Origin of the sequence: Chitinophaga oryzae (assembly GCF_012516375.2) — a bacterium.
Lineage (GTDB): Bacteria > Bacteroidota > Bacteroidia > Chitinophagales > Chitinophagaceae > Chitinophaga > Chitinophaga oryzae.
In genome coordinates this window covers 5,972,645-5,997,029 of record NZ_CP051204.2, presented here as the reverse complement: position 1 = coordinate 5,997,029, position 24,385 = coordinate 5,972,645, and the positions used below count along the sequence as shown (strand labels likewise).

Here is a 24,385-nt window from a genome sequence, read left to right as displayed (position 1 = left end):
ATGGTTATCGCAAAGACAGCGCCCTTTTCCGGCTGACGGAAGGCAGCAGCAACAGTACCATCCCTGCGCAACTGGCGGCTGTATACCATGCCACTGTATGAAAACTGCTGTCGGTAACTCCCTGATGGTACAGCGCCTTCATTTGTGAACCTGAAACGATGGCGCCGATATAACCGAAAGTACGGTAAAGGCCAAACGAAACGCCGGTACGTCCCGCTGGCGCCTCTTCCTGGAGCCACGCCTGGTTAGCAATGGGATTGATGCCGGTAGACAATCCCACCAGTAGGGTGATGCCCAACAGCAGGGATAGGGAAAGGCGGGCGTTGACAAAAAACAAGGCCGTACACGCCACGATCATACAGCCAATGCCGGTCATATTTTTTACCAGCAGGCTGTTGTGCCTGGACATCAGCAGGCCGGCAGCCGCAGACACCAGCGACATGGGCAGCAGCAACAAGCCGGTGCGCGCAGGAGAAAACTGTTTCACGCTCTCCAGCCACTGCGGCAATGAAAAAAGCATCAGGTACATAACGTAACTGGTGGCCATTGCACTCAGGTATACCAGCGCCAGCGAAGGTTGCCGGGCAAACAGCCGGATGTCCATAAAAGGGTTGTTTCGTTGCCGTTCCCACAAGATGAAAAACAATAACAAAACGCTCAGCAGTAAAAAACCTCCGGCTGAAAAAGTGTGATGCAGCAACAGCCATAATAAATTCAGTAACAGGCCGCTGAAAAGCAGGACGCCGATAATATCCAGGTGCTGTGGCAGTTCCCGGATACTGACCGGCGATGCCGGCGGCGTGTCCGGCAGGGCGCGCGCCAGCCACAGCGATAACAATACCCACGGGATATTGATGAAGAAAATACCTTTCCACCCCAACGTCTGCGATAGCAAGCCTCCCAATACCGGCCCCAATACCATGCTGCCCAGGCCGGATACGGCAATGATGCCCAGTACGCCACCCGGCACGGGTTCGCCGGCGGCCGCATATTTTCTGTTGACCAATGCAATAGCGGAAGGATAGGCGGCGGAGGTGCCCAGCCCTAATAATACCCGGGATACGATCAGCCATGAAAAGGATGGAGCGATAGTGCCTGTAATGCCCGCCAGCAGTACCAGCAGGAAGCCCAGCTGATTTATTTTTTTAGGGCTGTAGAGGTCTGCCAGCCTGCCCATGAGCGGTTGACCGATTGTGGAGGTAAGATACAGTGGCGTGATCAGCAGGGCGCCATCGCTGACATCCCTGCCAAAGGAAGTGCAGATAGTTGTCAGGGCCGTTGCCAGCATGGTGGAGTTGAGCGGGTTCATCATGGTGCCGAGCACCAGCGGCGTGATAAACCCAACGGGTATACGTTTTTTATTTTTCACGTAAGTGCAGATGATGCAGGACGGCTTCGGTAGTGCCGGTTTCGCCGATGCGGGGGAAGATGTACCGGACACTGTTTTCATGGCAGGCCGGCTGGGTGTCGGTCATGGCGTCTGTGGCAAAGGTAATGTTGAAGCCATGTTCGTTGGCGCTTCTGGCGGTGCCTTCCACGCCGATACTGGTGGAAATGCCTGCCAGTACGATGTTGGTGATGTGCCGATCGCGAAGGATGCCCAGGAGCGGTGTATGCGGGAACGCGCTGAAGGTGCCCTTGGTAATAAGGATGTCTTCCGGTTGCACATTAATATCGGGGGCGATATCAAAGAATCCGCCGGCTTTCATGATCTCCAGCTGCTGCTGTTGCGCCGCCGGTTCTTTAGGAACGCCGTTGTTCACCTCCGCCCTTACGGTCATGGCAGGTGAACCTATCGGGTTTACATGGACTACCACCACAGGCAGGCCCGCTTCGCGGAAGGCTGTGGCCAGCCTGGCGGCGTTGTGGAGGACGTCTTGCACCGGATGCGCCGTCTGACGCGAGTATATGCCCTTCTGAAGATCAATGAGTACGAGGGCTGTGTTTTTGTCGATACTGGTGATCATGGTTCCACGGTTTATTTATAGTCTGCAAGTTTGCTGAGCAGCGGTATCGCTGCGGACAACAGTTTTTTTTCTTCTGCGGATAATGTATGATGGATCGCTGCCGCCAGCCATTCGTCCCGTTCATGCCGGGTTTTCTCTACCATTTTTTTCCCTTTGGGGGTGATGGTCACGCTCATTTTACGTTTGTCTTCCATGGATTGGGTGCGGGTGATGAGCCCCTCCGTTTCCAGGTTGTTAAGCATCTGTGACATGGACTGGTTCTTCACTTTTACCAGCTCCGCCAGTTCCGACGGGAACAATGCCCCCTGCTGATATATATAGGAAAGGACCGAGAGCTCGCTTAGCGAGAAACCCTCTGTAGCGTATACCTGTTTGCGCAGCCGTTTGTTCAGGTTAGAGATACTGAGCCTTAGTGAAGAAGCAGTGGCGAAATTATCCATGAGTTTGTTTATGTAGTAAAACTAATAAGTTTACCTTACAAAATTAAATCAACCATTTTTATCAGCCAAAAAAAATAAATCAGGACGGTATATCAGCCGGAGGCTAAAACAAAAGAGGTCAGGGCAATACCCTGACCTCTCCTTATTACATCATGGGGATAAGCAGATTACTGATACACCTTCACCCAGTCCACGATCATCTGCACCGGCAGGTCTTTCGCATTTACCTTGCCTACCCAGTTGCCGCCCAGCTGTTGATCTATCAGCAGATAAAAAGGCTGGTCGTACGGCCATTGTGAAGGGTCCACACCTTCCACCCGCGGATAGGTGAAGGTTTCTTTCCCGTTGAGCAGGAACACGATCTTATCGGGGTACCAGGAGACACCGAAAACGTTGAACTCACCGTTGCGCAGGGCTGCTTTCCCGGAATGCGGCGGTTTCTCTGTCTGTTTCAGGTCCAGGGTATAATAGGAGTGGGTGGTTTGATAAATGATACTGTCATAGTTCAGGTGCTCCATGATGTCGATTTCTCCGTTGCGGGGATAGGCGCCGTATTTATCTTTTTCTGCCAGCATCCAGATAGCGGGCCAGGCGCCCTGCGCACATTCCAGTTTGGCGCGGATTTCTATCTTTCCGTACTGGAAAGCGAATTTCCCTTTGCTGTAGATACCGCCGGTAAGAAAAGGCCTGGGGTCTTTGGCGGTATCGGGATTGTTGATGCCACGGAGATACAGTTTCCCGTCTTTCAGGTCGTAACAGCGGTCGTCGCTGGTCATGTGTTTGCCCCAGTCGGCGTTGTTGCGGGGTATACGCGTCCATTTGGTAGTGTCCAGCGTAGGACCGTTGAAGTTATCCTCCCATACCAGCTTCCAGGACTGCGGGGACCGGCCTTCCGGCTGAATGTAGAGGTGTTGTTGCGCGCCTGTGGCAGGCCGTGTGGTGTTGCATGCTGACAAACCAGCCAGCAGTGCGGTGCATAAAAACATGTATTTCATGGTTCACATTTGACGGGACATTAATTTTCTGTTATATGCCCCCGGTTTCTGTAAAAGTATAGTTTTTGTTAACCAAATAATCAGTATTTTTAGAAAGAGATAGATGGATACCCGTTTTTACCGTATGTGGCAGTGAACAATTTTTGGGGAAGTATACATATTTTAAACCTGTAGTTTTTATTATCCTGTTTCCATAAAACCCAAATCCTCGTAACAATGAAAAAAAATCTGCCAGGCATTTCCCTGTCCTTACTGGCCATAGCATTGGCCACCGCGTGCACCAAAAACATGCGGGACGATCTGCAAAACACCGTCAGCGGTAAACTTTCCAACGGCATTGTGGCGGCCGCACTGGTCACAGACACTGCCAACATCACCCTGAACTGGGGCACCACCTACCAGCGGATAGAAGGCTTCGGCGCTTTTGCCGGCCGCGCCACACCGTTCTTTGAGTCACCCAAACGTGACAGCATTATGAAGCAACTCTGGGGCGTCGATGGACTGCAACTGAACATCGTCCGCGGTGAAGTAATGTACCACTATCCGTTCGACAAAACCACCGGCACGGTGACTATTCAGCCGGCAGGCGCCAGTATCGATATGGACCCTGCCAGTGCGGCTTACCAGGCGCTCAACAGCAACCAGAAAGCGCAGCTGGCACAACTGTGGATACTGAAGAAACTAAAAGAACGGCATCAGGTGCCCATCATGGTGGCCAGCACCTGGACACCGCCGCTGTACATGAAGACCAACACCTCCCAGGAGAGCGCCAAAAACTTCAACGGCCTTAATTACAGCTGTTGCTCCACAGATTTTGCCAATTACGTTGCCGGCTTCACCAAAGCCTATCAGAACGAAGGCATCAACTTTTACGCAGTGTCGCCAAGTAATGAGCCGGAGAACGTATTCTCCGACTGGGCCGCTTCCTATTGGACCGCTTCCCACCTGGGAGAGTTTATCTCCAACAATCTCCGGCCTGCTTTAAACGCCAAAGGGCTGAACACCGTGAAAATCATTTCTTCCGAAAATGCCGCCTGGGGCACGGCCAACAGCTTCCTGTCCGGCATGGACAAAAGCAATGTAGACATCCTCGCCGGCCATGGCTACGTGGAAATCGGTGACCTCATCCTCGGCAAACGCGGGCTGAACCAGGACCCGAAAACGTGGAACTACGCTACCGGCAACCGTCCTGTCTGGATGACAGAAGCTTCCGACGACAGCGGCGTATACGATAACACCATGACCGGTGGTCTGAAGCTTGCCATCAACATGCACAAGTTTCTCGCCGAGTGTAACGTGAACGCCTATGTATACTGGTTAGGCATGCTGGCCATCCGTAACAACGAATCACTGATCTGTACCAACGGAGACGGCTCGCTCGACTATCCCAAAACTTACGATGTGATGGGGCAGTACTCCCGGTTTGTACACGCCGGTTATTACCGTTTTAATTCCGCATTGGCCAACAACACTACCCTGAAAGTATCTGCCTGGAAAGATCCTGCCACCGGCAAATTCAGCGTGGTGATCGTTAATCCCGGCGGCGCTGAAACCCGTACGCGGTTGAAGCTTTCCGGCTTCGCCAGCAGCCAGATCACTTCTTATCTGACCGCAGACAACACCACTGCGCACTGGCAGCAAAGCGCTCCGCTGGCGCCGCAGGCGGATGGCAGCTTTGTAGTGGTAGTGCCGCCCACCAGCGTGATTACCTTTACAGGAACAGCGCAATAGCATACCATCTTAGTTTCCCCGGGCTTATGCCGGGGAAACTGATGTTATTCAAATCCCTTCTAAGGATGCATTTACATTTTAAGCATAAAATGTCCCGGTAGCTCCGGACCTAAAAAATCGTCTTTATAAATAACAGAACTGCGCACCCGTAGAAACCTGATAACATTGTTGCCCCGGGCATGAGCCCGGGGATTATGTTAATATCTGCTCATAAGTCATCAATTTCAGGGCACCCTGTTAACCCATACTCCGTTAAATTCGTGAAGTTGTAGTATGTTAGAGAGCACAGAATCAAAGAACCTGTGATATCAACCAAGTAAGAACCAAAACTGCTCTTGTTTGCCTATGCCCGGCTCTCACCGGTATTGCCGGGTTGCGCTATCCTGATTGGCCATTATGAACCCATAAAAACCACTGTATGAAATAGAATTCTTCCCTGTTTAAAGACACCCTGTGTCTGCCCTTATCCTGCTGCCCATGTGCGGCCATTACTGCTATTACATATACTGCCGCAGCACGCTGCTGCGGATAGTACTTCCTTTGTCCACACTCTTAAACCGATTATATGTCACCTTTATCACGAAAGATAATAACGCTATTGTTATGTCTGTCGGTGAGCCATTGGGCCGTTGCCCAGCAGGCGCCACTGCCGGACCACTGTTCTTCCTCAAAAGCCATGCAGGAACTGTACAAAAAAAATCCCGCTTCCCGGCAGGCCGCTGTCCGCCAGGAAGCGCAGCTCAGGAAGATCATTGCCGCCATGCGCCAGCAGAGGGCCGCGCTGGCCGGGCCGGTACAGTATACTATCCCGGTGGTTTTTCACGTCAATGACCCGGTGAACCCTTATAAGGTCACCCTGGAACAAATCCGCTCCGCGATCGATATCCTCAACCAGGATTATAACCTGCTGAACACAGATTATGCAACGATCGATCCGCGCTTTATTGGCAATGCGGCCAACCTGCACATCACTTTCCGGTTGGCGGATATTGACCCGCAGGGAAACCCCACCAACGGCGTGACCTATCATTATAATGACCTGGACGGCCGTGCGCCGGACGGTACCGGTGCAGCCGTGAAAAGCGTTTCTTACTGGCCGGGCAACAAATACCTCAACATCTGGATTGTGAGTGAAGTAGAACAGAAAGGCGTGTACAACAATTCCGGGTGGTCTTATCTGCCGGACGACTGGGTGGCCAACAACCACCTCGATGGCATCGTCTATAACTGGCGTTACCTGGGCGCTCCCGGCATAGGCAGCTCGGAAAACGGCAGCGCCTATATGAAAAGAGTACTGACGCACGAAGTAGGGCACTTCCTGAACCTGCAGCATACGTTTGAAAACGGATGTACCGCCCCTGGTGATGAGGTGGACGATACGCCGCCCACACAGTCCAACTACGGCGGTTGCAATGTCAATGCCAACTGGTGCGGCGCTGTGGCCAACGTAGAGAACTACATGGACTACTCCAATTGCGCCAAAATGTTTACCACCGGGCAGGGCGACCGTATGCTGGCAGCGCTTACCAGCAACGTGGCGCAGCGCAGCAACCTCTGGAGCGCCGCCAACCTGGCCGCTACCTTGTTGCCCGACAGCGTAAAACGGCTGGTGCCCAACTTCACCCTCTTCAACGAAAGCGACGTTAACAACGGCGTGGTCACGGGAACGGATACACTGAAACTGCTGGGCGGCGCACAGTTTGCCATTGGCAGCGGCGTACTCACCGCCGGCACTCATTTTACCGTGCAGAACACTCCCGCCGGCCTGACGGCGCAGATACAGGTGGTGAACAATAAAACCGCCCTCCTGACCTTCACCGGCACCGCAAGCCAGCATACGGCTGCCAACAACGCCGATAGCGTAAAAGTCACTTTCCTGAATGCGGCTGTCCAGGGTGGCACAGGCTCCCTGTACCGCAACTATCTCGTGTTTGCCATCCACTTTATCGATCCGTACAGGATCGTTTATACAGATATGGCCGACGTGACGATCAACAGCAGCAACCCCTGGCTGTTTATCCGCTTCGGCTCTGGCGACGCAGAATATGGCGGCTGGTTCGACAACAATAAACTCCGTTTTGAAACCTATCAGAAAGCAGCGGTCAGTGAAGGTAGTACCCGCAATATCACTCCGCTGGCGGTCAATACCAACATCGGCGACACGTCCAACTTTGTGTCGGGTGGCGCGTATCCCAACGAACACGATATTTGCAGTGCCGCCTATACGAAGTGGGCCGGTAAAACAGCTTATATCGGCCTGAAGTTCACGATGAACGGCAAGCCGCGTTACGGCTGGATGCGTATCAGCGTAGCTGCCGACGGCACTGGCTTCACCATCAGGGACTACGCCTGGAACCAGCAACCCAACGGCAGCATCCGGACAGGCGATGCCGGTAAGGCTACCCTTTCCTGGTCTAAAACGGCTTTCCGCGAACCGCTGGCCAACGATGGCGCCATGCCCGACACCGCTGAGGTGGGCGTGCTGGGGAATACCTTCGTCCTCAGTTCGGGCACCTTCACCGCCAATACGCATTATACTGTCAGCAACCTGCCTGCCGGCCTTACGGCAAAACTCACCGCTGTCAATAATACAACGGCACGTTTGACCTTTACCGGTAAAGCCACCAGCCATGCTGCGGCCAATAGCGCTACTGCCACGCTTACCTTCCTGCCGGCAGCGTTCAGCAACGCGCAGGCGCCGGACAGCAGCCAGAAACAGCTGAGCTTCAATTTCCGCGATCCTTACCAGGTCAAATATGTGGACGTGGATGATGCTACCTATACCATCAACGCCACCAGCAACTGGTACTATTTCCTCGTGGACAATAACGCTGATGCGGCCTATGGCCTGTGGTCCGACAGCGGCAAGCTGCGGTTGGAGACCTACAAGAAACCCATCGTGTCCGAAGGCACTACCAGGAACATCAGTATGCTGCCTGCCAACACCGTGATCAGCAACAGCTCCAATTTCGTGGCGGGCGGTGACTACCCGAATGAGCATGACCTCACCACGGCCTCGTATACGGTGTGGAAAGGTCAGACGGCCTATGCCGGGTTTACTTTCTCCTCCGGCGGCGAAAACTTCTATGGCTGGTTCCGTTTTAAAGTGAATGCTAACGGCAGCAGCTATACGCTGATGGACTATGCTTACAATACATTACCCGGCGGCAGCATCAAAGCGGGACAAACATCGTCTGTGCCGCCGCAGGATACCGGCTTCAGGGTACAGGATTACTGCACCGCCGGCACGGCGCTGAACTACAACAGCATTACCCGCGTACGCTTCGCCAACGTGGACAACAGTTCACAGTGGGACGGCTATAAAGACTTCACGGCGCTGACAGCCAACGTGACCGCCGGTCAGTCTTACCAGCTGGAGGTTAATCTCGGCGTAGAATACTGGCGGGACATTTCCGTAGCGGTATGGATAGACTGGAATGGCGACAAACACCTGAACGACACGACGGAGAAAGTGTATGTGAAACGCGGCAGCGGTCCGTTCAGCCAGACCATTGCGGTGCCCGCCAATGCGAAGAACGGTGAAACGCTGATGCGGGTACGCATGGGTTATGGCAGCAATGTGAAACCCTGTGGCGTGGATAACTACCAGGGAGAAGTGGAAGATTACAGGATCAAAGTGACGGGAGGTTCCGTCCTGATGACGAAAGCGATCGTTAACAAACCGGTGCTCACGGCTACCAGTCCGTTTAACGACCGTATACAGCTGTATTTTCAATCCGGCTACGAAGGGCCGGTGATCGTGCGGTTATATGGCCTGGACGGCCATATCGTGAAAGAGCAGCGCGCGCAGGTGATCAAAGGTATGAACAACATACAGGTAAACAGTCTTTCCACCTTACCATCCGGTATCTACCTGGTAGATATCTCCCATGGTTTTGAACGCATCAGCGTGAAAGTGGTGAAGTAGTTCCTGACTGGTCAACAAATACCGGGCGTCTCATCTCGCGATGAGGCGCCTTTTTTATGAAGCGGATTCGAGGTGTTCCACACAGTTGAACAGCGGGCATTCCCATTTGCCTTCTGTCAGTTCCAGGTGGGTGATGGACGTGTTTTTCATGGGAGGCGGCGGTGGGAGGTGAGGCAGGAGGTGGGCCAGCATCTGGCGGATAAAGCTGCCGTGGGTAACGATCAGGACCTGTTTGCCTTTTTCGGTGGCGACGAGTTCATCGAGGAAAGACATGCCCCTTGCGAGTACAGACGCGTTGGATTCCATGCCGAGGTCCTGCAGTTTCCAGTCGGGCCCCCATTTTTCGAGGCGTTCCGTTTCGGTAGTGCCTTCTATCAGTCCGCCGCCGGCTTCCCCGATGCGTTGGTCCTGCCAGATGGTGTCGATGCCCAGCTGTTCGGCAATAATGGCCGCTGTTTGCCGGGCGCGGATCAGGTGGCTGGAGCAGACGATGTCCCATGGCTGGCCGGCGAGACGCAATCCCAGTTTACGGGCCTGTTCCAGGCCTTCTTCATCGAGGGGGATATCAGAATAGCCTTGCAGTCGGCCTGCTTTGTTCCAGGAAGTAGTACCATGACGAATAATTGCAATACGGGTCACCATAAATGTCTGCTCGTTTTTTCGGGTAACAAAGATAAAAAACCGCGACCGTAAATTCAGGTTAATTAGACGGAAAGCGCAGGGATATTCCATATTTTTGCCATATGGAATCAATGATTATACCCGCAGAGAATAGCCCGAAGCCCGATCAGACAGACACGCAGCCGGCAGAACCGGTCATTATTCACGATGGCTCCGGCGGCGCTTTTGAGGGCACAGAAACCGTATCAGAAGAGCGGGAAGAAAGACCGGAGCGGGAGAAGCCCCGGCCTTATTAAATATATCAGTCGCGATCGTTTTTGATGATCGTTGACAACAGGTTGTTGTGTACCGGTAGCCAGCCCAGGTTATGGGCGGCCACTGAAGAAACGATACTGTTGGACCCCAGTCCGAAGTGTGCGCCTTCCATGCCCCAGCGGCGTATAGCTTCTTCTATGGTGATGGAAGCGGTTTTCCCGCCGAAGCCCAGTGATTTGCTGATCGCCACTGCGATCTCTTTCAGCGAGAGGATACCGTTCTCCGCATAGTAGAAACTGCCGGAGGGCGCCTGTTCCAGTACCAGCAGGTAAAGGTTGGCCAGGTCTTCGATGTGCACATTGGACCAGCGGTTTTCGCCTGCGCCGATGTATACGCCATGACCGGTTTCCCTGGCGGCTTCCGTCAGCATCGGCACTTGTACGGAGTCCTTCTTGATACCGGTGCCTGTGCCGTATATCATCGTAGGGCATATGACGCTGTAATGGCCTTCGGCCGCCAGCACGGCCCTGTCTATCGCCACGCGCGCCGCTTTTTCCAGCCGCGGGTTTTTCGGGATAAACGTATACGGCTCGGTGGCCGCATATGCGCCCCGAGCTTTATCACCTGCGATGCTGGAGCCGGAAGTGTGGATGAATTTTTTATCGGTGCCCGCCAGCGCCTCGAGGATAGTGGCCACCACGTAGGGGTTGTCTGCCGACGCCGTGTTGATCACGGCATCGGCGGCTGCGGCTTCCCTGGCTATGACCGCTTCGTCTTCGAGTGAGCCTGCAACAGGCTGAATGCCCACGGCTGTCAGCGCCGCAATATCTTTTTCATTTCTTACCAATCCGTTTACCTGGTAACCTGCTTTCAGCAGCCGCGCTGCCACGGAGCCGCCGATATAACCGGTTACACCCGTCATAAATACTGTTTTCATCTGTTGTTTACTTTAAAAGATGGATGATCAAATATGGTAGAAGCGAGTGTCCGGCAGAATTTTCCTGGCGATGTTTTTGTGCGGGATTAAATCCTTATTTTTAATCTAACCAAAAAAGATTCTGTTATGTTATCCTTGGATAAAATCAGTGAGTTGCTGGGTAAAGATAGCGATATACTTTTACAACACGAAAGCAAGACCATCACCAAAGACATGCTGCATCTGCCCGGACCGGATACGATAGACCGCATTTATCAGCCTACCAGCCGTAATCCGCAGGTACTGCGGAGCCTGGGACAGTTGTTTAACACCGGCCGCCTGGCGCGCACCGGCTATATGTCCGTCCTTCCGGTGGACCAGGGCGTGGAACACAGTGCGGGCGCCTCTTTCGCGAAAAATCCTGCTTATTTCGATCCTGAAAATATTGTGAAGCTGGCCATAGAAGGCGGTTGTAATGCCGTTGCCTCCACTTTCGGGGTACTGGCTTCGGTGTCGCGGCGTTATGCCCACCGCATTCCCTTTATCGTAAAGATCAACCATAACGAACTGCTCACGTATCCCAACAAAGCAGACCAGGTGATGTACGGCACCGTGCAGGAAGCCTGGAACCTCGGCGCTGCGGCAGTGGGCGCTACCATCTACTTCGGTTCCGACAACGCCGACCGGCAGCTGGTGGAAGTAGCGCAGGCCTTCGAGTTGGCGCATGAATTGGGCATGGCCACCATCCTGTGGTGTTATCTCCGCAACGACGCTTTCAAAAAAGATGTGGACTACCATCTGGCAGCAGACCTTACCGGTCAGGCCAACCATCTCGGCGTTACCATCCAGGCCGATATCATCAAACAGAAACTGCCGGAAGTGAACGGCGGCTACAAAGCCCTCAATACCGGCGCTTCTTCCTACGGCAAACTGGATGAACGCATTTATACAGAACTGACCTCCGCTAACCCGATCGATCTTTGCCGCTACCAGGTGGCCAACTGCTACATGGGCCGTATGGGACTGATCAACTCCGGCGGCGCCTCACAGGGAGATACCGATATGGCGGACGCTGTGAGAACAGCAGTGATCAACAAAAGAGCCGGCGGGGTAGGACTGATCTCCGGCCGTAAGGCTTTCCAGCGCCCGATGAAAGACGGTGCGGCATTGCTGAATGCGATCCAGGACGTGTATCTGAACCAGGAAATAACAATCGCATAGAAATTTTGGGATTTTTTGATTTACGGATTTTTTGATTTCGGGGATTAAAAATCCGTAAATCAAAAAATCCCCAAATAACATTCACGCTGGTCTTCGGTTCTCTAATTCCCAAAATCAAAAAATTCGTAAATCAAAAAATCCCCAAATAACATTCACGCTGGTCTTCGGTTCTCTAATTCCCAAAATCAAAAAATTCGTAAATCAAAAAATCCCCAAATAACATTCACGCTGGTCTTCGGTTCTCTAATTCCCAAAATCAAAAAATCCGTAAATCAAAAAATCCCAAAATATCATCGTGTTTGTCCGCTCCCATATACAAACCATTTCTCTGTCACCAGTTTCTCCAGTGCAAAAGGTCCGCGTGCATGTAATTTCTGCGTGGAGATGCCAATCTCCGCGCCGAGGCCGAACACGCCGCCATCGGTGAAACGGGTGGAGGCGTTGACGTATACCGCTGCGGCATCCACGGCGTTCAGGAACTGCTCGCTCACGATGGGATCGCGGGAGATGATGGCTTCCGAGTGGCGGGAGGAGAACGCCTGGATATGCGCCAGCGCCGCTTTTGTATCGGGTACTATTTTGATGGAGCATTTGAGCGACAGGAATTCGCGTCCGAAGTCTTCCGGCGCTGCGGGATGCAGGTGCGGATACTGTTGTGCTTCGAGCAGGGCGTAGGCTGCAGGATCAGCGTAGATGTCCACGTTATGGGCGGCCAGTTGCGGCGCCAGCAGGGCGATGAAGCCGGACGCCACGGGTTCATCTACCAGTACGGTGTCAAGCGCATTGCATACAGAAGGGCGGGACACTTTGGCGTTGGTAACGATAGCGGCGGCCTGTTCCAGGTTGGCAGAGCGTTCCACATAGGTATGGCATACGCCGGCGCCCGTCTCTATCACCGGTACGCGGGAGTGCTGCCGCACGAAGTCGATCAGCTGCTGGGAGCCGCGCGGGATGATGATATCGATGTATTGCGCGGCGGTCAGCATTTCAGTGACCAGCGCACGGTCGACAGGCAGTAGTTGTACCGCGTTTTCGTCGGCATGGAAAGCGCGCAGTGTATCCTGTATCAGGGATACGAGGAAGGTGTTGGTGTGGATGGCATCGGAGCCGCCGCGCAGCACGCACACATTGCCGGAGCGGATGCAGAGGGCGGCCACATCTACGGTCACGTTGGGACGTGACTCATAGATAACGCCCACCACGCCGAGCGGTACTGTTTTTTTCTGTATCAGTAATCCGTTGTCGAGTTGGTTTTCCAGCAGCAGCTGATTGGCGGGGTCCGGGAGCCGTGCGATGTCCAGCAGGCTGGCAGCCAGGCTGCGGATACGCGGGGCATTGAGCAACAGCCGGTCTTTTTTGGGATCATCGTCCGGCATCGCGTCCAGGTCCTTCTGGTTCTCCGCCGTGATTGCGGGTATATTTTCAGTAAGGGTGCGGGACAGCGCCTGCAGGAGCGCCTGTTTCTGTGCGTCGGGCAGCGTACGGATAGATGCCGTGGCCTGCCGGGCCTTCTCTAAAAGGGGTTGAATCGTCATGATACAATTACATTTATAACAGCACAATATCATCGGCGTGTGCCACTTCCGTGTTTTGTGCTTTTTGATTTGTTTCCAGTATATCGGAAGATATCCTGGCCCTGCCTACGGCAATGGCTATATTTTCTTCGTTGACAATTTCTATTACCTCACCGCATTCAAATTTCTCCTGTACTTCCTTCACGCCTACGGCGAGCAGGCTGTGACGCTTCTCCAGCGCCTGTTGCGCGCCGGCGTCAATCTGTATCCTGCCGGTAACAAGGCTGCCGCTGGCCAGCCATTTTCTGCGGGCGGGCATGCTGCAGGCCTGCGGGAGGCAGAGGGTACCTGTTTTGCCGGCGATGGCATTGAGGATACCGTCGTCTGTGCGGATACCGAAGATCACCACCCGGATGCCCATACGGGTAGCCAGCCGGGCAAAGGTCAGCTTGGACACCATGCCTCCCAGCCCCAGTGCTGACTTTTCCTTGTCAGCCAGGGAGAGGGCTGTTTTGTCGATCACGTCGATCTGTGGTACCACCTTGCCTTCGCGGTCCAGTACACCGGCAACGCTGGTGCTGAACAGCAGGAGGGAAGCGCCGAAACCTACCGCGATCAGTGTGGCCAGTTCATCGTTGTCCGAGAACTTCAGCTCCAGGCTGCTCACCACGTCGTTTTCATTGGCAATGGGAATGATATTGCTGGCCCACAGCTCTTCGTAGGTACGTTTCAGCTGCAGGAACTGGTCCCGGTTGGAGAAATGCTGCCGCTCGCACAGGCTCTGCGCCACAGCGATATTATACGGCGCAAAATAGCGGCTGTATTTACTCAGCAGCAGCGGGTTGCCGATAGCGGCAGCTGCTTTGCGCTGGCTGATGGTGCCCTCATAGGCTTTCAGGTATTGTTTGCCGGCAGCTACCGCACCGGAAGACACCAGCACGATATGGTACTGGCCATGCAGCTCCGCCACCTGCCGGGCCACGCCTGCAATCACGGTTTCATCCAGATCGCCGTTGGCATGCGTGATAGATGCCGTACCGAATTTTATAACTAGTATTGGTTTGCTCAAAGCCTTTCGTTTTAAAGGCTAAAATTAATATCTGATCATGGAAATTCTAAATGCAAAATGAAAACAGGCGCCGGAAAGTACGGAGGGCCCGATAAATTGCAACAAAATCAGTGTAATACGGCAGCGGTATTTCTATATATTTGCCCCTCCTGATCATTTTAATACTGTTTTATGTTAATGCGCCCTTTGTACAGCCTGGCCATAGTGCTGTTATACCCATTGGTGGCGGTGACCCAGCAAAAAGCCCCGCTCTCCCAACAGTTTGAAACCATCGCCCGGGCCGCCAAAGGCACAGTGGGCGTGTCTGCCCTCGTACTGGAAACAGGCGAAACGGCAGTCCTCAACAGTAAAATGCGTTTTCCCATGCAGAGCGTTTATAAGTTCCCCATCGCCATGGCAGTGCTGCAGCAGGTAGACAAAGGGAAGCTGAAGCTGGACCAGCCTATCCGCGTGCTGCCGTCCGACTATATCCCCCAACAGGGCCACAGTCCTTTGCGGGACGAGTATCCTGACGGCAACGTAGACGTAACGGTGGCGGAGCTGCTGCGCTATAATGTGGCGGAAAGCGATGGCTCGGCCTGCGATGTGCTGCTGCGCATTATCGGCGGTACCTCCGTGGCCGACAAATACGTTCACGATCTCGGTATCAAAAATATACGCATAGCGCTGACAGAGCAGGTGCAGGTGCCCAATGAACTGATGCAGTACCGGAACTGGTCCACCCCCGAAGCCATGACGGCGCTGTTTAAAAAGTTTTATACCGGTCATGTGCTGTCCGACAGCAGCTATAACTTCCTGCTGGACCTGCTGATCAACTCCGGCCCGGGCGCACGGCGCCTGAAAGCGCAGCTGCCGAAAGGTACGGTGGTAGCGCATAAGACAGGTACTTCCGGTACGGTGAACGGGCTTACCCGCGCCACCAACGATGCCGGCATCATCACACTGCCGGATGGTCATCATCTCATTATCACGGTGTTCGTCAAAGACGCCTATGCCGACCAGGAAACCCGGGAGAAGACGATCGCCAATACCGCCAAAGCGGCGTGGGACCATTTTGTGCAGGACTGATCAACGGCCGGCCATATGCCGGGGGAAACGGCATCGGTCTTTCGCTGGCCCTTAAAATTGTGCGCCTGCACAAAGGCAATATCAGCGTGGTGTCCCAATCGGGACATGGCACTACGTTTACGGCAGAACTACCGCACGTTTAAATATGATAACCGCGCGGTATTAAAACCTGCCGGACTTGCGGAACTCCAGCGGTGAAAGCTGTGTCTTCGTTTTAAATAATTTGGAAAACGACTGCGGGTATTCAAAGCCCAGTTCAAAAGCAATTTCGTTGACGGACAAATCAGTCCTCATCAGTTTTTCTTTTGCTTTTTCGATGATCTTTTCCTGGATATGCTGCTGGGTGCTGTTGCCTGTCAGTGTTTTGAGCAGTGTGCTGAGGTAATTGGGAGAGATGTTCAGTTGGGCAGAGATGTCTTTTACCGTCGGAACGCCCTGTTCTTTCAGCATTTCCGGGGAAAAAGCTTTTTCGAGCAACGTTTCCAGCTGGCTAACCATGCCATGATGCGTGATTTCCCGGGTAATAAACTGGCGTTGGTAAAAGCGTTCGGAATATCCCAGCAGGGATTCTATGAGGGAAATAATAATCCCCTGGCTGAACTTATCGATGCAGTTGTTGTATTCCTGTTCAATATGCTGAAACAGTCCGTTGATGATTTTCTCTTCGCCATCAGAAAGGAAGAGGGCTTCATTGACGGCATAGTCAAAGAATTCGTATTGTTTTATTTTCTGCCCGAGGGGATGGTTCCAGAGGAAGTCCGGATGGAGCAGCAGCAGCCATCCGGACAATGTTATTTCTTCCGCCTGATCGGGATTGAAACTGAATACGCGCCCCGGCGCGATGAATTTCATCATGCCTTTGTCGAAGTCATACGCCTGCTGACCGTATTTCATTTTCAGGCAGGCCTGCGTGGAAGGGCTGATGCCGATGAAATACAGGTCGGTGGTCACGGAAAGGTCCAGTGGCTTCGGCGGGTGCGGCAGCGCTGAGATATTGATGAGGCTGACCAGCGGATGTTTGGTGTCCGGCAGGCCTCTCAGCTGCAGCAGTTCCTGTACGCTTCTTATTTTCAGGGGAAGGTTTCCTGCCATGATCGTTAGTTTTGATGATACCAGACCGCATATTCGCGGGCAAAGTCACGCAGTTTTCGTTTCCCGGCTACCGGCTGGTGGAGGGCGTAATCCCTTTGTGCTTTTCCGTTGTGCATATTTTCCTGCATTTCTGCCATTAATCCTGCTACTGCCGGAGATACGCCATGTGCCTGGAGTCCTTGTTTTACCGCTTCTCCGGAGGTGACGGTCCACTGAAGGCCCGGGACGCCGATCGCTTCTCCTATGATTTGTGCCGCTTGCGTGCAGGTCAGTTCATCGCTGACCACGTACAGGGCTTTACGTCCTGTCATCGCCGGTCGGCCGATTTCTTCCGCGATAGCGGCGGCAATATCTTCGGGAGCGACAAAAGCCACCACATCGTCTCCGCCATAATTGGAGGTGATCGCGCCCTGGTAGCGGATCATTCCCGCGAGGTGGTAAAAGTTGGTGTAAAACGGCCCTGGTCTTACAAAAGTAACAGATACATCATTCAGTGCCTCAAATTTTTTCTCCGGATGCAGGTCCTGCAGCAGGTGTGCCACCCAGCCGCTGAGTACGATGGCGCGTTTTACGCCGGTGGCTTTGATGGCCTGGCTGTAGCGGTCCATATTTTCGTCCCATTCGCGGATGTCTTGCGTAGCGAAATCCAGTGGATTCATGCAATACACTACGTCGGCGCCGGTAAACGTCCGGATAAGGAAGGGCAGGTCGTGGATGCTGCCGATGGCCGGTTGAGCGCCGAGGGCCTCTATCTTGTCCCGTTTGGCGGGGTCTGTGCTGATGAGGGTAACCTGGTGGCCTTCTTTCACCAGTATTTCAGTGAGGGGTTTGCTGATATTCCCGAGGGAACCTGTAAGTACGATTTTCATGTCTGATCATTTCATTTGATACATGCAAAATTCCCCCGGAATGCCGGGGGAAAAGTGTTCATATCTCAGAAGATTGTATGAAAATGTATGAATCAGATGAATACTTTGTCATATTCACTTTCGATGTCTGTGATGTCGATGTTGGTCACCTTTTTACCATCGAACAGAAATACTTCCCAGGTATATTGCGGGTCGTCGAGGTTGATGACTGTGGTGTCGCCGTTCTGGTGGCGGAACGTGATTTTGCCGCCGTCGGCGGTAGTGGTTTTGAATGCTTTGTTCTGAAGGAAGTCCTGGCAGTCGCTGATGCAGTTTTCGCTGTCGCTGGACAGCGCATAGAAACTTTCCTCCCCGTTTTCCTCCTTCAGTTTTTCCAGTTTATGTGTGCCGGGTGTATATATTACGGCGCAGGGTTCTGTAATGACATTTACCACGGTGTGTGCGGGAGGTGCGGCATCAGTACTTTCCGAAGTGTCTGGCGTTTGGTGGCAGGCCATCAGCGCGAGCAAAGCAACGGGCAACAGGCAACGATTTTTCAAGCGATACATGGGCGGTTATTTGTTTGGCATACAGGCTTGCGCTGTCCGTTACCGGGAAACGCAAGCCTTAAAGATAAACAAAAAACGCCGGTTTAGCTAGTTGCGCAGGCGGACAGGCAGGGATAGTCGATGAGGCCATTGGCGCCGCCTTCGTAGAAAGTGGCTTTGTCTGCCGGCGCAAACGGTTGTTGCTGCGCGATGCGGGCTACCAGGTCCGGATTGGAAATAAAGGGCCTGCCGAAAGCGATGAGATCGGCGTCGAACTGCTGCAGTGCCTGGGTGGCGGTACATGCGTTGTAGCCGCCGGCCAGGATGAGCCACTGGCGGAACGCTTGCCGCAGCAGGGTGATAAAGGCCGGCGGAATCGGCGTGTACCCGTTGCTGGACTGGTCGGACAGATGGATGTAGCGGATCTTCATCTTGTCGAGTTTGGCGGCGAGATAAAGATGGGTGGCAGCTTCTTCTTCGTAGGGTGAGAGGCCGTTCAGCGAGGCGAAAGGCGAGAAGCGCACGCCAACGCGGTCGGCGCCGGCGATGGCCACCATGCCTTCCAGGACGCGGAGCGGTAGCCGGCAGCGGTTCTCAATGCTGCCGCCGTATTCGTCGGTACGTTGGTTGGCCGCAGGATGGATGAACTGTTCCATCAGGTAACCGTGGGCCGCGTGCAGCTCTACGCCGTCGAAGCCTGCCGCCAGCGCGTTACGGGTGGCTTGCATATGCAGCTCGTACATGGCTTCCACCGCTTCGGCCGATAAAGCTTTTGGTACAGGCAAGGGCTGGGCGCCGGCAGGCGTGTTGATGGTGCCTGCTGCGGCGATGGCGGAAGGGGCTACCGGACCGGTGGCGCCGGGTATGTTAAGGGCATGGCCGATACGGCCGGAATGCACCAGTTGCACAAATATTTTACCGCCCTGACGATGTACCGCTTCGGTAACTTTTCTCCAGCCGGCCACCTGTTCTTCGCTGTAGATGCCGGGCAGCAGGGAGATGCCCATGCCATCGCGACTGACAACGGTGCTTTCTGCGATGATAAGGCCGGCGCTGGCTCGCTGTGCGTAGTAGCGGGCCAGTAGTCCGCTGGGGACGCCTTCATTTTCCACCCTTCTTCTGCTCATCGGGGCCATCACGACCCGGTTGGCCAGTGATAAGCCGGGCGTGGCAATTGGTTCCAGTAGTTTCATGATTTTTTACTTTGCTGTTGCAAAAGTAGCGGCGTGCCGGAGGGGCCCGCAGGTACAATCCGGGGATTCTGTTGTAATTTTGGAGGATGGGAGAGAGAAACCTGCATATGCCTTTTGAATTGTTTGAGGCAGATATGAGCGAGTGGGAGTCGCGCCCGCTGGTGTATTATTTTTTCGAGATCATACATATATGGGAAGGAGAGGGTACGCGTGTGGTGAACCAGAACCGCTTTCCCTATAAGCCGGGCAGCGTGATCCTGTTTACCCCCCGCGACTGCAGGGGCTTTGAAGTGACAAAGCCCACCCGTTTTACTTCGGTGCGCTTTTCCGGAAGTTTCCTGGAGAAGCAGCATTCCGGAGAAGAGCGCCGGCGCATCTGCCAGTGGCTGAAACAGCTGGAATATGTTTTCTTTCAGCACAACCGGCATGAGCCGGTGCTGATCAAACATACGGATGACTGTAAGATGATCACCTCCCTGATCCGGAATATGGTACAGGAATACCAGCAGCGACCGCCGTATTATGAAACCAACCTGCAGCTGTATGTGGCGCTGTTGCTTAATATCATAGCGCGTAACGTGGCAGAAGAGGTGGACATGGCGGAGCCGGAAGGCGAGGGCCCGCTGATCGGAAGGATCATTTCCCATATCCGTCAGCATATCTATTATCCTGATCAGCTGAAGCTGGAGGTGCTGGCTGCGAAATTTAACCTGTCTGTGAATTATATCGGTGAGTTTTTCAAGAAAAGAACGGGAGAGAGCATCCAGCAGTTTATGATCAGTTATAAGCTGAAGCTGGTGCAGCTGCGGATGGAAAACAGCGGCCTTACCATTGGGGAAATCGCTGATGAACTGGGTTTTACCGATGAAAGTCATTTGAGCCGGCTGTTCCGGAAGTATTATGGCGTAAGCCCCGCCACGTACCGGCGTAATAAGCTCGCGGAGAAGGCGGGCACAACCGCATAATCATCCCCCGAAAAAAAAATTCATTGAAAAATTTCAATGTTTCAAAAAAAGCATTACTTTTGTGTCATGGATGTGGGAATTATAGAAAAAGCAGCAAATGCCATAGCCGATAAACACAGATTATCAATTATTATGGAAATTGTCCAAAAGGGGAGCATAGTATGCGGTGATGTTTGTTGTCTTTGTTCCTTGTCCCAGCCTACCGTTTCGCATCACGTCAAGATTTTAGTGGACAGTGGGGTGTTGAACTCCGTCAAGAACGGACGTATTGTGGAGTTGACGATCAACAAGGAGATGATGAAACAATTATCGTTGTTCTTTTTACAGTTAAGCTGATCGATCAGCTTTTTTTATCGGTTAAAACATTGATAGTTTTAAATAAATAAATATCCGGTAGAACAATATAGAGACGGGCATCTCTATTTTTTTACCGGTAAACATTGATACTTTTAAATAAATCAAATCAAATCAATTACAAGAATCACCAGCATGGACCAGCTTAGGAACAAGACCGCTATTATCACGGGAGGTAACAGTGGTATCGGATATGCAACGGCGACTGAATTTTTAGCGAAAGGAGCAAGGGTATTGATAACCGGCAGGAACCCGGGTGCGGTGCAACGGGCCGTACACGCACTCGGTTTTCCTGCGGAAGGATTAACAGCAGACCAATCTAAGCTGGAGGACACAAAGAAACTGGCAGAGTATGTGCGTAGTCGTTATGGCAAGATAGACATCCTGTTTATCAACGCCGGCATCGCGAAGTTTGCTCCTTTTGAAGGAGTAACGACGGAGATGTTTGACGAAATCATCGACATTAATTTCAAAGGGGCTTTTTTTACTGCGCAACAGTTACTCCCCTTATTGAACGATGGTGGCAGTATTGTCTTTTTATCCGCCATTAACGCCTACGCAGGCATGCCGGGCACTACGGTGCTGGCAGCGAGTAAAGCGGCGCTCAACGCTACGGCCAGAACGCTGGCCAGGGAACTGGCGCCGCGCAAGATAAGAGTCAATGTTATTAATGCGGGGCCGGTTGATACGCCCCTGATTGAAAAAATTGGTGTCAGCCATGAAGAGGCGGGCGCTATCAGAAGTAAAATGACGGCCAGTATTCCGCTGGGAAGATTGGGAGAGGCAACAGAAGTGGCCAGTCTGGTGTCCTTCCTCGTATCTGACGAAGCAAGGTTTATAACCGGCGGAGAATATACAATAGATGGCGGACTTATGGTCCACCCGGGAATTAGTTAGCTATTTGGATATTTGGTTGTTTAGGATAGCTGTTTATACATGGTAGTCCTTGAACAACCAAATATCCGGATAACTAAATGTCAAAATGTTTTGGTTGCCATTGAATGTATAATTCCCAAATATTTTGCTTGCCGGATGCTGGTTGTGTTTAGTGTTTCACGCCGGTGTCCGGCAGCATTTTTTTAGTGCTACCGCATTTTATGGATCAGTTTACCGATCGTCTTCAATCCATCTTCCACCTGTTTGCTCCACGGATTACCATAGCTGATACGCAGACAGTTGTTGTACCGGTTCTGCAATGAGAAAAGGCGGCCGGGGCAGAAAGCTATCTTGTGTTTGAGCGTTTGCTGGAACAGTTCAAAAGTATTTACATGGTCTTCCAGTTCCACCCATAACACGCAACCGCCTTGCGGGCGTGTTACGCGGGCGCTTTCGGGGAAATATTCGCAGATGGCCTGTGCATAGCGGAGGCTCTGGGTATGCAGCATCTTGCGCAGGTTGCGCAGGTGAAAATCATAACGGCCTATTTCCAGGAAATGACCGGCGGCGGCATGGGTGAGCGATGTACAGGAAATAGCGTGGTGGTGTTTCAGCCGCAGCACTTTCTCTTTGTATTTGCCTGGCATGGTCCAGCCCACGCGATAGCCGGGCGCCACGGACTTTGACAGGGAATTGCACAGCAGCACGTTACCCTGCGTATCGAATGCTTTGCAGGTAAGGGGCCGCTGTTTGCCAAAATAAAGATCGCCGTAGATATCGTCTTCGATCAGCGCGATGTCGTATTTCTCCACAATTTTTACCAGTTCCTGTTTGTGTTTGTCGGGCATGCAGCAACCCAGCGGGTTGTTGAAATTGGTCACGAACAGGCAGGCTTTTATTTTATGCCGCGGAATGGCTTTGTCGAGATAGTCGAGGTCAACGCCGGTGATGGGATTAGTAGGCACTTCCAGCACTTTGAGCCCCAGTCCTTCCGCCAGTTGCAGCGCGCCGTAGTAAGAAGGGCTCTCCAGCGCGATGGTATCGCCGGGCTGTGTGGTGGCGGTGAGGCAGAGGGTGAGGGCATCCATGCAGCCGTGGGTGGTCACCACGTCGTCGGCGGTGTATACTTCGCCCCATCCGAGCGACAGCCGCGCGATCTGGTTGCGGAGCAGTTCGTTGCCCTGCAAAGGTTCATAGCCGATACCGCCAGGGCCCTGATCGCGCATGGTGTGGATCACCGCTTTGGCCATTTTGGCGGCGGGCAGCACGCTGACCGGCAGCGCGGCTACGGAGAATTTCAGGATATTGTCGTTGGTGATATGGCTGAACACTTCCATCACCATATCGCTCACCGTCACGTCGCTGGCCGGTTTCCGCACCGGTGCGCAGGTGCCGGGCATAGGCGCCATACGACGGGAATTACGGCAGATATAGTAACCCGATTTAGGACGGGACTCTATCAATCCTTTTCCTTCGAGATGGTAATAGGCCTGGAAGGCGGTCGTCAGGCTGATGCCCTGTTGTTTGCTGAGCATGCGTACGGAGGGCAGCTTTTCCCCCATTTTCATGACGTCTTTTTCTATCATCTGTTCTATCTTATCTGCTACCTGCAGATACAGATGGTCGGCAGTCTTGATCATAACCCTGAAATCTGATATGGTTCAAATGTACAAAATACGATCTGATATTTACCTGCGGACTTTGGAACATTTTGGGATTTTGGGTTTACGGATTTTGAAATTTATTTACCCATTTAACAGCTTACAATGGTGATATCTCCCCTAAATTCCAAAATCCGTAAATCGAAAAAATCCCTAAATGACAAGAATCGGGTGGCGCCTTTTACCGGTTTCAGTAATTTTGTATATGATCAGGCAAAAGATAAAGATACCAGTGAATGATCCTGCCAACTTTTCTTTCCGGGAATGCCTTCATTTCCTGGGCAGGTCGGACAAAGAGTGTTTACATTATATCGTTGACGGAAAGCTGCGCAGGATGCTGCTGGCGGGAGGGGAGCCGGTAGTGGTGGAGATAGCGTCCGGCGATGACGCCGCTTATCTCGAAGCGACTGTGCTGGCGCCTGGTGACATGCTGTTTCCCGAAAAAGACATACAGGATTTTGTGACCCGTTGGCTCCACCTGGATGCCGACCTGCGCGATTTTTATGCTTATACGCAGACAGATCCTTTGTTACGCGGCCTCGCTGACGAATACCGCGGCCTGCGGCTGGTAGGCATGCCCGATTTGTTTGAAGCCGTTACCTGGCCTATTATCGGGCAGCAAATCAATCTCTCTTTCGCCTATACGCTGCGGCAGCGTTTGATTCATCATTTCGGTTATCATCAACAGGTAGACGGAACGGATTATTACCTGTACCCGCATCCTGCCGTCATCGCGTCATTGTCGCCCGAAGCACTGACGCCGATGCAGTTTTCCCGCAGCAAGGCATTGTATCTTATTGAAACGGCTAAAGCGATGGCCGCCGGGCAACTGTCGGAGCAGGTGCTGGCGCCGCTGGATTACGCTGCTGCGCGCGATCGCCTGGTAGCTATGAAAGGTATCGGCAACTGGTCGGCCAATTATACGCTGATGAAATACAGCCGTTTTCCGCAGGCGGTGCTGCTGGAGGACGTAGGGCTGCAAAACGCTGTCCGGCAACGCTTACAGCTGCCGGCGAAACCGTCCATGGCGGCACTGCAGGAATATGCCCGTCCGTGGCAACAACACGCCGCCTACGCCATTTTCTATTTGTGGCGCTCTTTATTATCCCCGTTAAATGATTGA

At 53.0% G+C, this 24,385-nt stretch carries 23 protein-coding genes; 10 read left to right on the top strand and 13 right to left on the bottom strand.

Translation table 11 applies throughout. The annotated features are described in order from the left end of the window. Positions 1-4: 4 nt before the first annotated feature. The 4 genes from HF324_RS23605 to HF324_RS23590 all read right to left on the bottom strand — a co-directional run bounded on the left by HF324_RS23605 (position 5) and on the right by HF324_RS23590 (position 3,402). Positions 5-1,369, bottom strand: a complete 1,365-nt coding sequence (locus HF324_RS23605; protein ID WP_168804960.1) for an MFS transporter — start codon at positions 1,367-1,369, stop codon at positions 5-7. Continuing rightward, positions 1,359-1,967 carry an isochorismatase family protein gene (locus HF324_RS23600; protein WP_168804958.1) on the bottom strand — a complete coding sequence of 203 codons (609 nt, stop codon included), beginning with the start codon at positions 1,965-1,967 and terminating at the stop codon, positions 1,359-1,361. Before HF324_RS23600 ends, HF324_RS23605 begins: the two co-directional genes overlap by 11 nt. 11 nt (positions 1,968-1,978) lie before the next feature. Next, on the bottom strand, positions 1,979-2,407 hold the full coding sequence (locus tag HF324_RS23595) for a MarR family winged helix-turn-helix transcriptional regulator (RefSeq protein ID WP_168860970.1): 429 nt from the start codon (positions 2,405-2,407) through the stop codon (positions 1,979-1,981). A 167-nt stretch (positions 2,408-2,574) separates the two neighbouring features. Next, complete coding sequence (locus HF324_RS23590) at positions 2,575-3,402, bottom strand: glycoside hydrolase family 16 protein (RefSeq protein WP_168860969.1); 828 nt, start codon at positions 3,400-3,402, stop codon at positions 2,575-2,577. 216 nt (positions 3,403-3,618) lie between these two features. On the opposite strand from HF324_RS23590, the gene HF324_RS23585 reads away from it, so the two are divergent. Both HF324_RS23585 and HF324_RS23580 read left to right on the top strand, forming a co-directional pair. After that, on the top strand, positions 3,619-5,133 hold the full coding sequence (locus HF324_RS23585; RefSeq protein ID WP_220101228.1) for a glycoside hydrolase: 1,515 nt from the start codon (positions 3,619-3,621) through the stop codon (positions 5,131-5,133). Positions 5,134-5,698: 565 nt separating this feature from the next. Further along, a complete protein-coding gene (locus HF324_RS23580; RefSeq protein WP_168860968.1) occupies positions 5,699-9,061 on the top strand; it encodes a M43 family zinc metalloprotease in 3,363 nt (1,120 codons plus the stop codon). Between the two features lie 54 nt (positions 9,062-9,115). Here HF324_RS23580 and HF324_RS23575 read toward each other — a convergent pair whose 3' ends face one another. After that, a complete protein-coding gene (locus HF324_RS23575) occupies positions 9,116-9,703 on the bottom strand; it encodes a histidine phosphatase family protein (protein WP_246269633.1) in 588 nt (195 codons plus the stop codon). Between the two features lie 101 nt (positions 9,704-9,804). Here HF324_RS23575 and HF324_RS23570 point away from each other — a divergent pair, with 101 nt between their 5' ends. Then, positions 9,805-9,978, top strand: coding sequence for a hypothetical protein (locus HF324_RS23570; RefSeq protein ID WP_168804951.1), 174 nt, complete (start codon positions 9,805-9,807; stop codon positions 9,976-9,978). A gap of 5 nt (positions 9,979-9,983) precedes the next feature. Here HF324_RS23570 and HF324_RS23565 read toward each other — a convergent pair whose 3' ends face one another. Then, complete coding sequence (locus HF324_RS23565) at positions 9,984-10,874, bottom strand: NAD-dependent epimerase/dehydratase family protein (protein ID WP_168860967.1); 891 nt, start codon at positions 10,872-10,874, stop codon at positions 9,984-9,986. Between the two features lie 126 nt (positions 10,875-11,000). On the opposite strand from HF324_RS23565, the gene HF324_RS23560 reads away from it, so the two are divergent. Next, complete coding sequence (locus HF324_RS23560) at positions 11,001-12,074, top strand: class I fructose-bisphosphate aldolase (protein WP_168804947.1); 1,074 nt, start codon at positions 11,001-11,003, stop codon at positions 12,072-12,074. A 290-nt stretch (positions 12,075-12,364) separates the two neighbouring features. On the opposite strand, the gene HF324_RS23555 is transcribed toward HF324_RS23560, so the two are convergent. Next, positions 12,365-13,609 (bottom strand): glutamate-5-semialdehyde dehydrogenase, encoded by a 1,245-nt coding sequence (locus HF324_RS23555; RefSeq protein WP_258539183.1) that lies wholly within the window; start codon positions 13,607-13,609, stop codon positions 12,365-12,367. Positions 13,610-13,622: 13 nt separating this feature from the next. Beyond that, positions 13,623-14,657: a glutamate 5-kinase gene (gene proB / locus HF324_RS23550; protein WP_168804945.1), complete on the bottom strand. Its 1,035-nt coding sequence runs from the start codon at positions 14,655-14,657 to the stop codon at positions 13,623-13,625. Positions 14,658-14,828: 171 nt separating this feature from the next. Here proB and bla point away from each other — a divergent pair, with 171 nt between their 5' ends. Both bla and HF324_RS23540 read left to right on the top strand, forming a co-directional pair. Continuing rightward, positions 14,829-15,725: a class A beta-lactamase, subclass A2 gene (bla, locus tag HF324_RS23545; protein WP_220101227.1), complete on the top strand. Its 897-nt coding sequence runs from the start codon at positions 14,829-14,831 to the stop codon at positions 15,723-15,725. Next, positions 15,701-15,868, top strand: a complete 168-nt coding sequence (locus HF324_RS23540) for an ATP-binding protein (RefSeq protein ID WP_168860966.1) — start codon at positions 15,701-15,703, stop codon at positions 15,866-15,868. The genes bla and HF324_RS23540 overlap by 25 nt, the downstream gene beginning before the upstream one ends. Positions 15,869-15,887: 19 nt before the next feature. Here HF324_RS23540 and HF324_RS23535 read toward each other — a convergent pair whose 3' ends face one another. From HF324_RS23535 to HF324_RS23520, 4 genes are all read right to left on the bottom strand, one after another. After that, positions 15,888-16,817 carry a helix-turn-helix domain-containing protein gene (locus tag HF324_RS23535; protein ID WP_168860965.1) on the bottom strand — a complete coding sequence of 310 codons (930 nt, stop codon included), beginning with the start codon at positions 16,815-16,817 and terminating at the stop codon, positions 15,888-15,890. Positions 16,818-16,822: 5 nt separating this feature from the next. Beyond that, complete coding sequence (locus tag HF324_RS23530; RefSeq protein WP_168804941.1) at positions 16,823-17,686, bottom strand: NmrA family NAD(P)-binding protein; 864 nt, start codon at positions 17,684-17,686, stop codon at positions 16,823-16,825. 92 nt (positions 17,687-17,778) lie between these two features. After that, complete coding sequence (locus tag HF324_RS23525) at positions 17,779-18,234, bottom strand: hypothetical protein (protein WP_168860964.1); 456 nt, start codon at positions 18,232-18,234, stop codon at positions 17,779-17,781. Positions 18,235-18,317: 83 nt separating this feature from the next. Beyond that, on the bottom strand, positions 18,318-19,406 hold the full coding sequence (locus tag HF324_RS23520) for an alkene reductase (RefSeq protein WP_168860963.1): 1,089 nt from the start codon (positions 19,404-19,406) through the stop codon (positions 18,318-18,320). 86 nt (positions 19,407-19,492) lie between these two features. Between HF324_RS23520 and HF324_RS23515 the strand changes: the two genes are divergently transcribed. From HF324_RS23515 to HF324_RS23505, 3 genes are all read left to right on the top strand, one after another. Beyond that, positions 19,493-20,371, top strand: coding sequence for an AraC family transcriptional regulator (locus HF324_RS23515; protein ID WP_168860962.1), 879 nt, complete (start codon positions 19,493-19,495; stop codon positions 20,369-20,371). Positions 20,372-20,407: 36 nt separating this feature from the next. Further along, the gene (locus tag HF324_RS23510) at positions 20,408-20,707 is read left to right on the top strand and encodes an ArsR/SmtB family transcription factor (RefSeq protein WP_309475634.1); all 300 of its coding nucleotides are present in this window, start codon (positions 20,408-20,410) and stop codon (positions 20,705-20,707) included. 153 nt (positions 20,708-20,860) lie between these two features. Beyond that, positions 20,861-21,622, top strand: coding sequence for a glucose 1-dehydrogenase (locus HF324_RS23505; protein WP_168804935.1), 762 nt, complete (start codon positions 20,861-20,863; stop codon positions 21,620-21,622). 188 nt (positions 21,623-21,810) lie between these two features. Here HF324_RS23505 and HF324_RS23500 read toward each other — a convergent pair whose 3' ends face one another. Then, complete coding sequence (locus HF324_RS23500) at positions 21,811-23,241, bottom strand: aminotransferase-like domain-containing protein (protein WP_168804933.1); 1,431 nt, start codon at positions 23,239-23,241, stop codon at positions 21,811-21,813. Positions 23,242-23,467: 226 nt separating this feature from the next. On the opposite strand from HF324_RS23500, the gene HF324_RS23495 reads away from it, so the two are divergent. After that, on the top strand, positions 23,468-24,385 hold the full coding sequence (locus tag HF324_RS23495) for a DNA-3-methyladenine glycosylase family protein (RefSeq protein WP_168804931.1): 918 nt from the start codon (positions 23,468-23,470) through the stop codon (positions 24,383-24,385).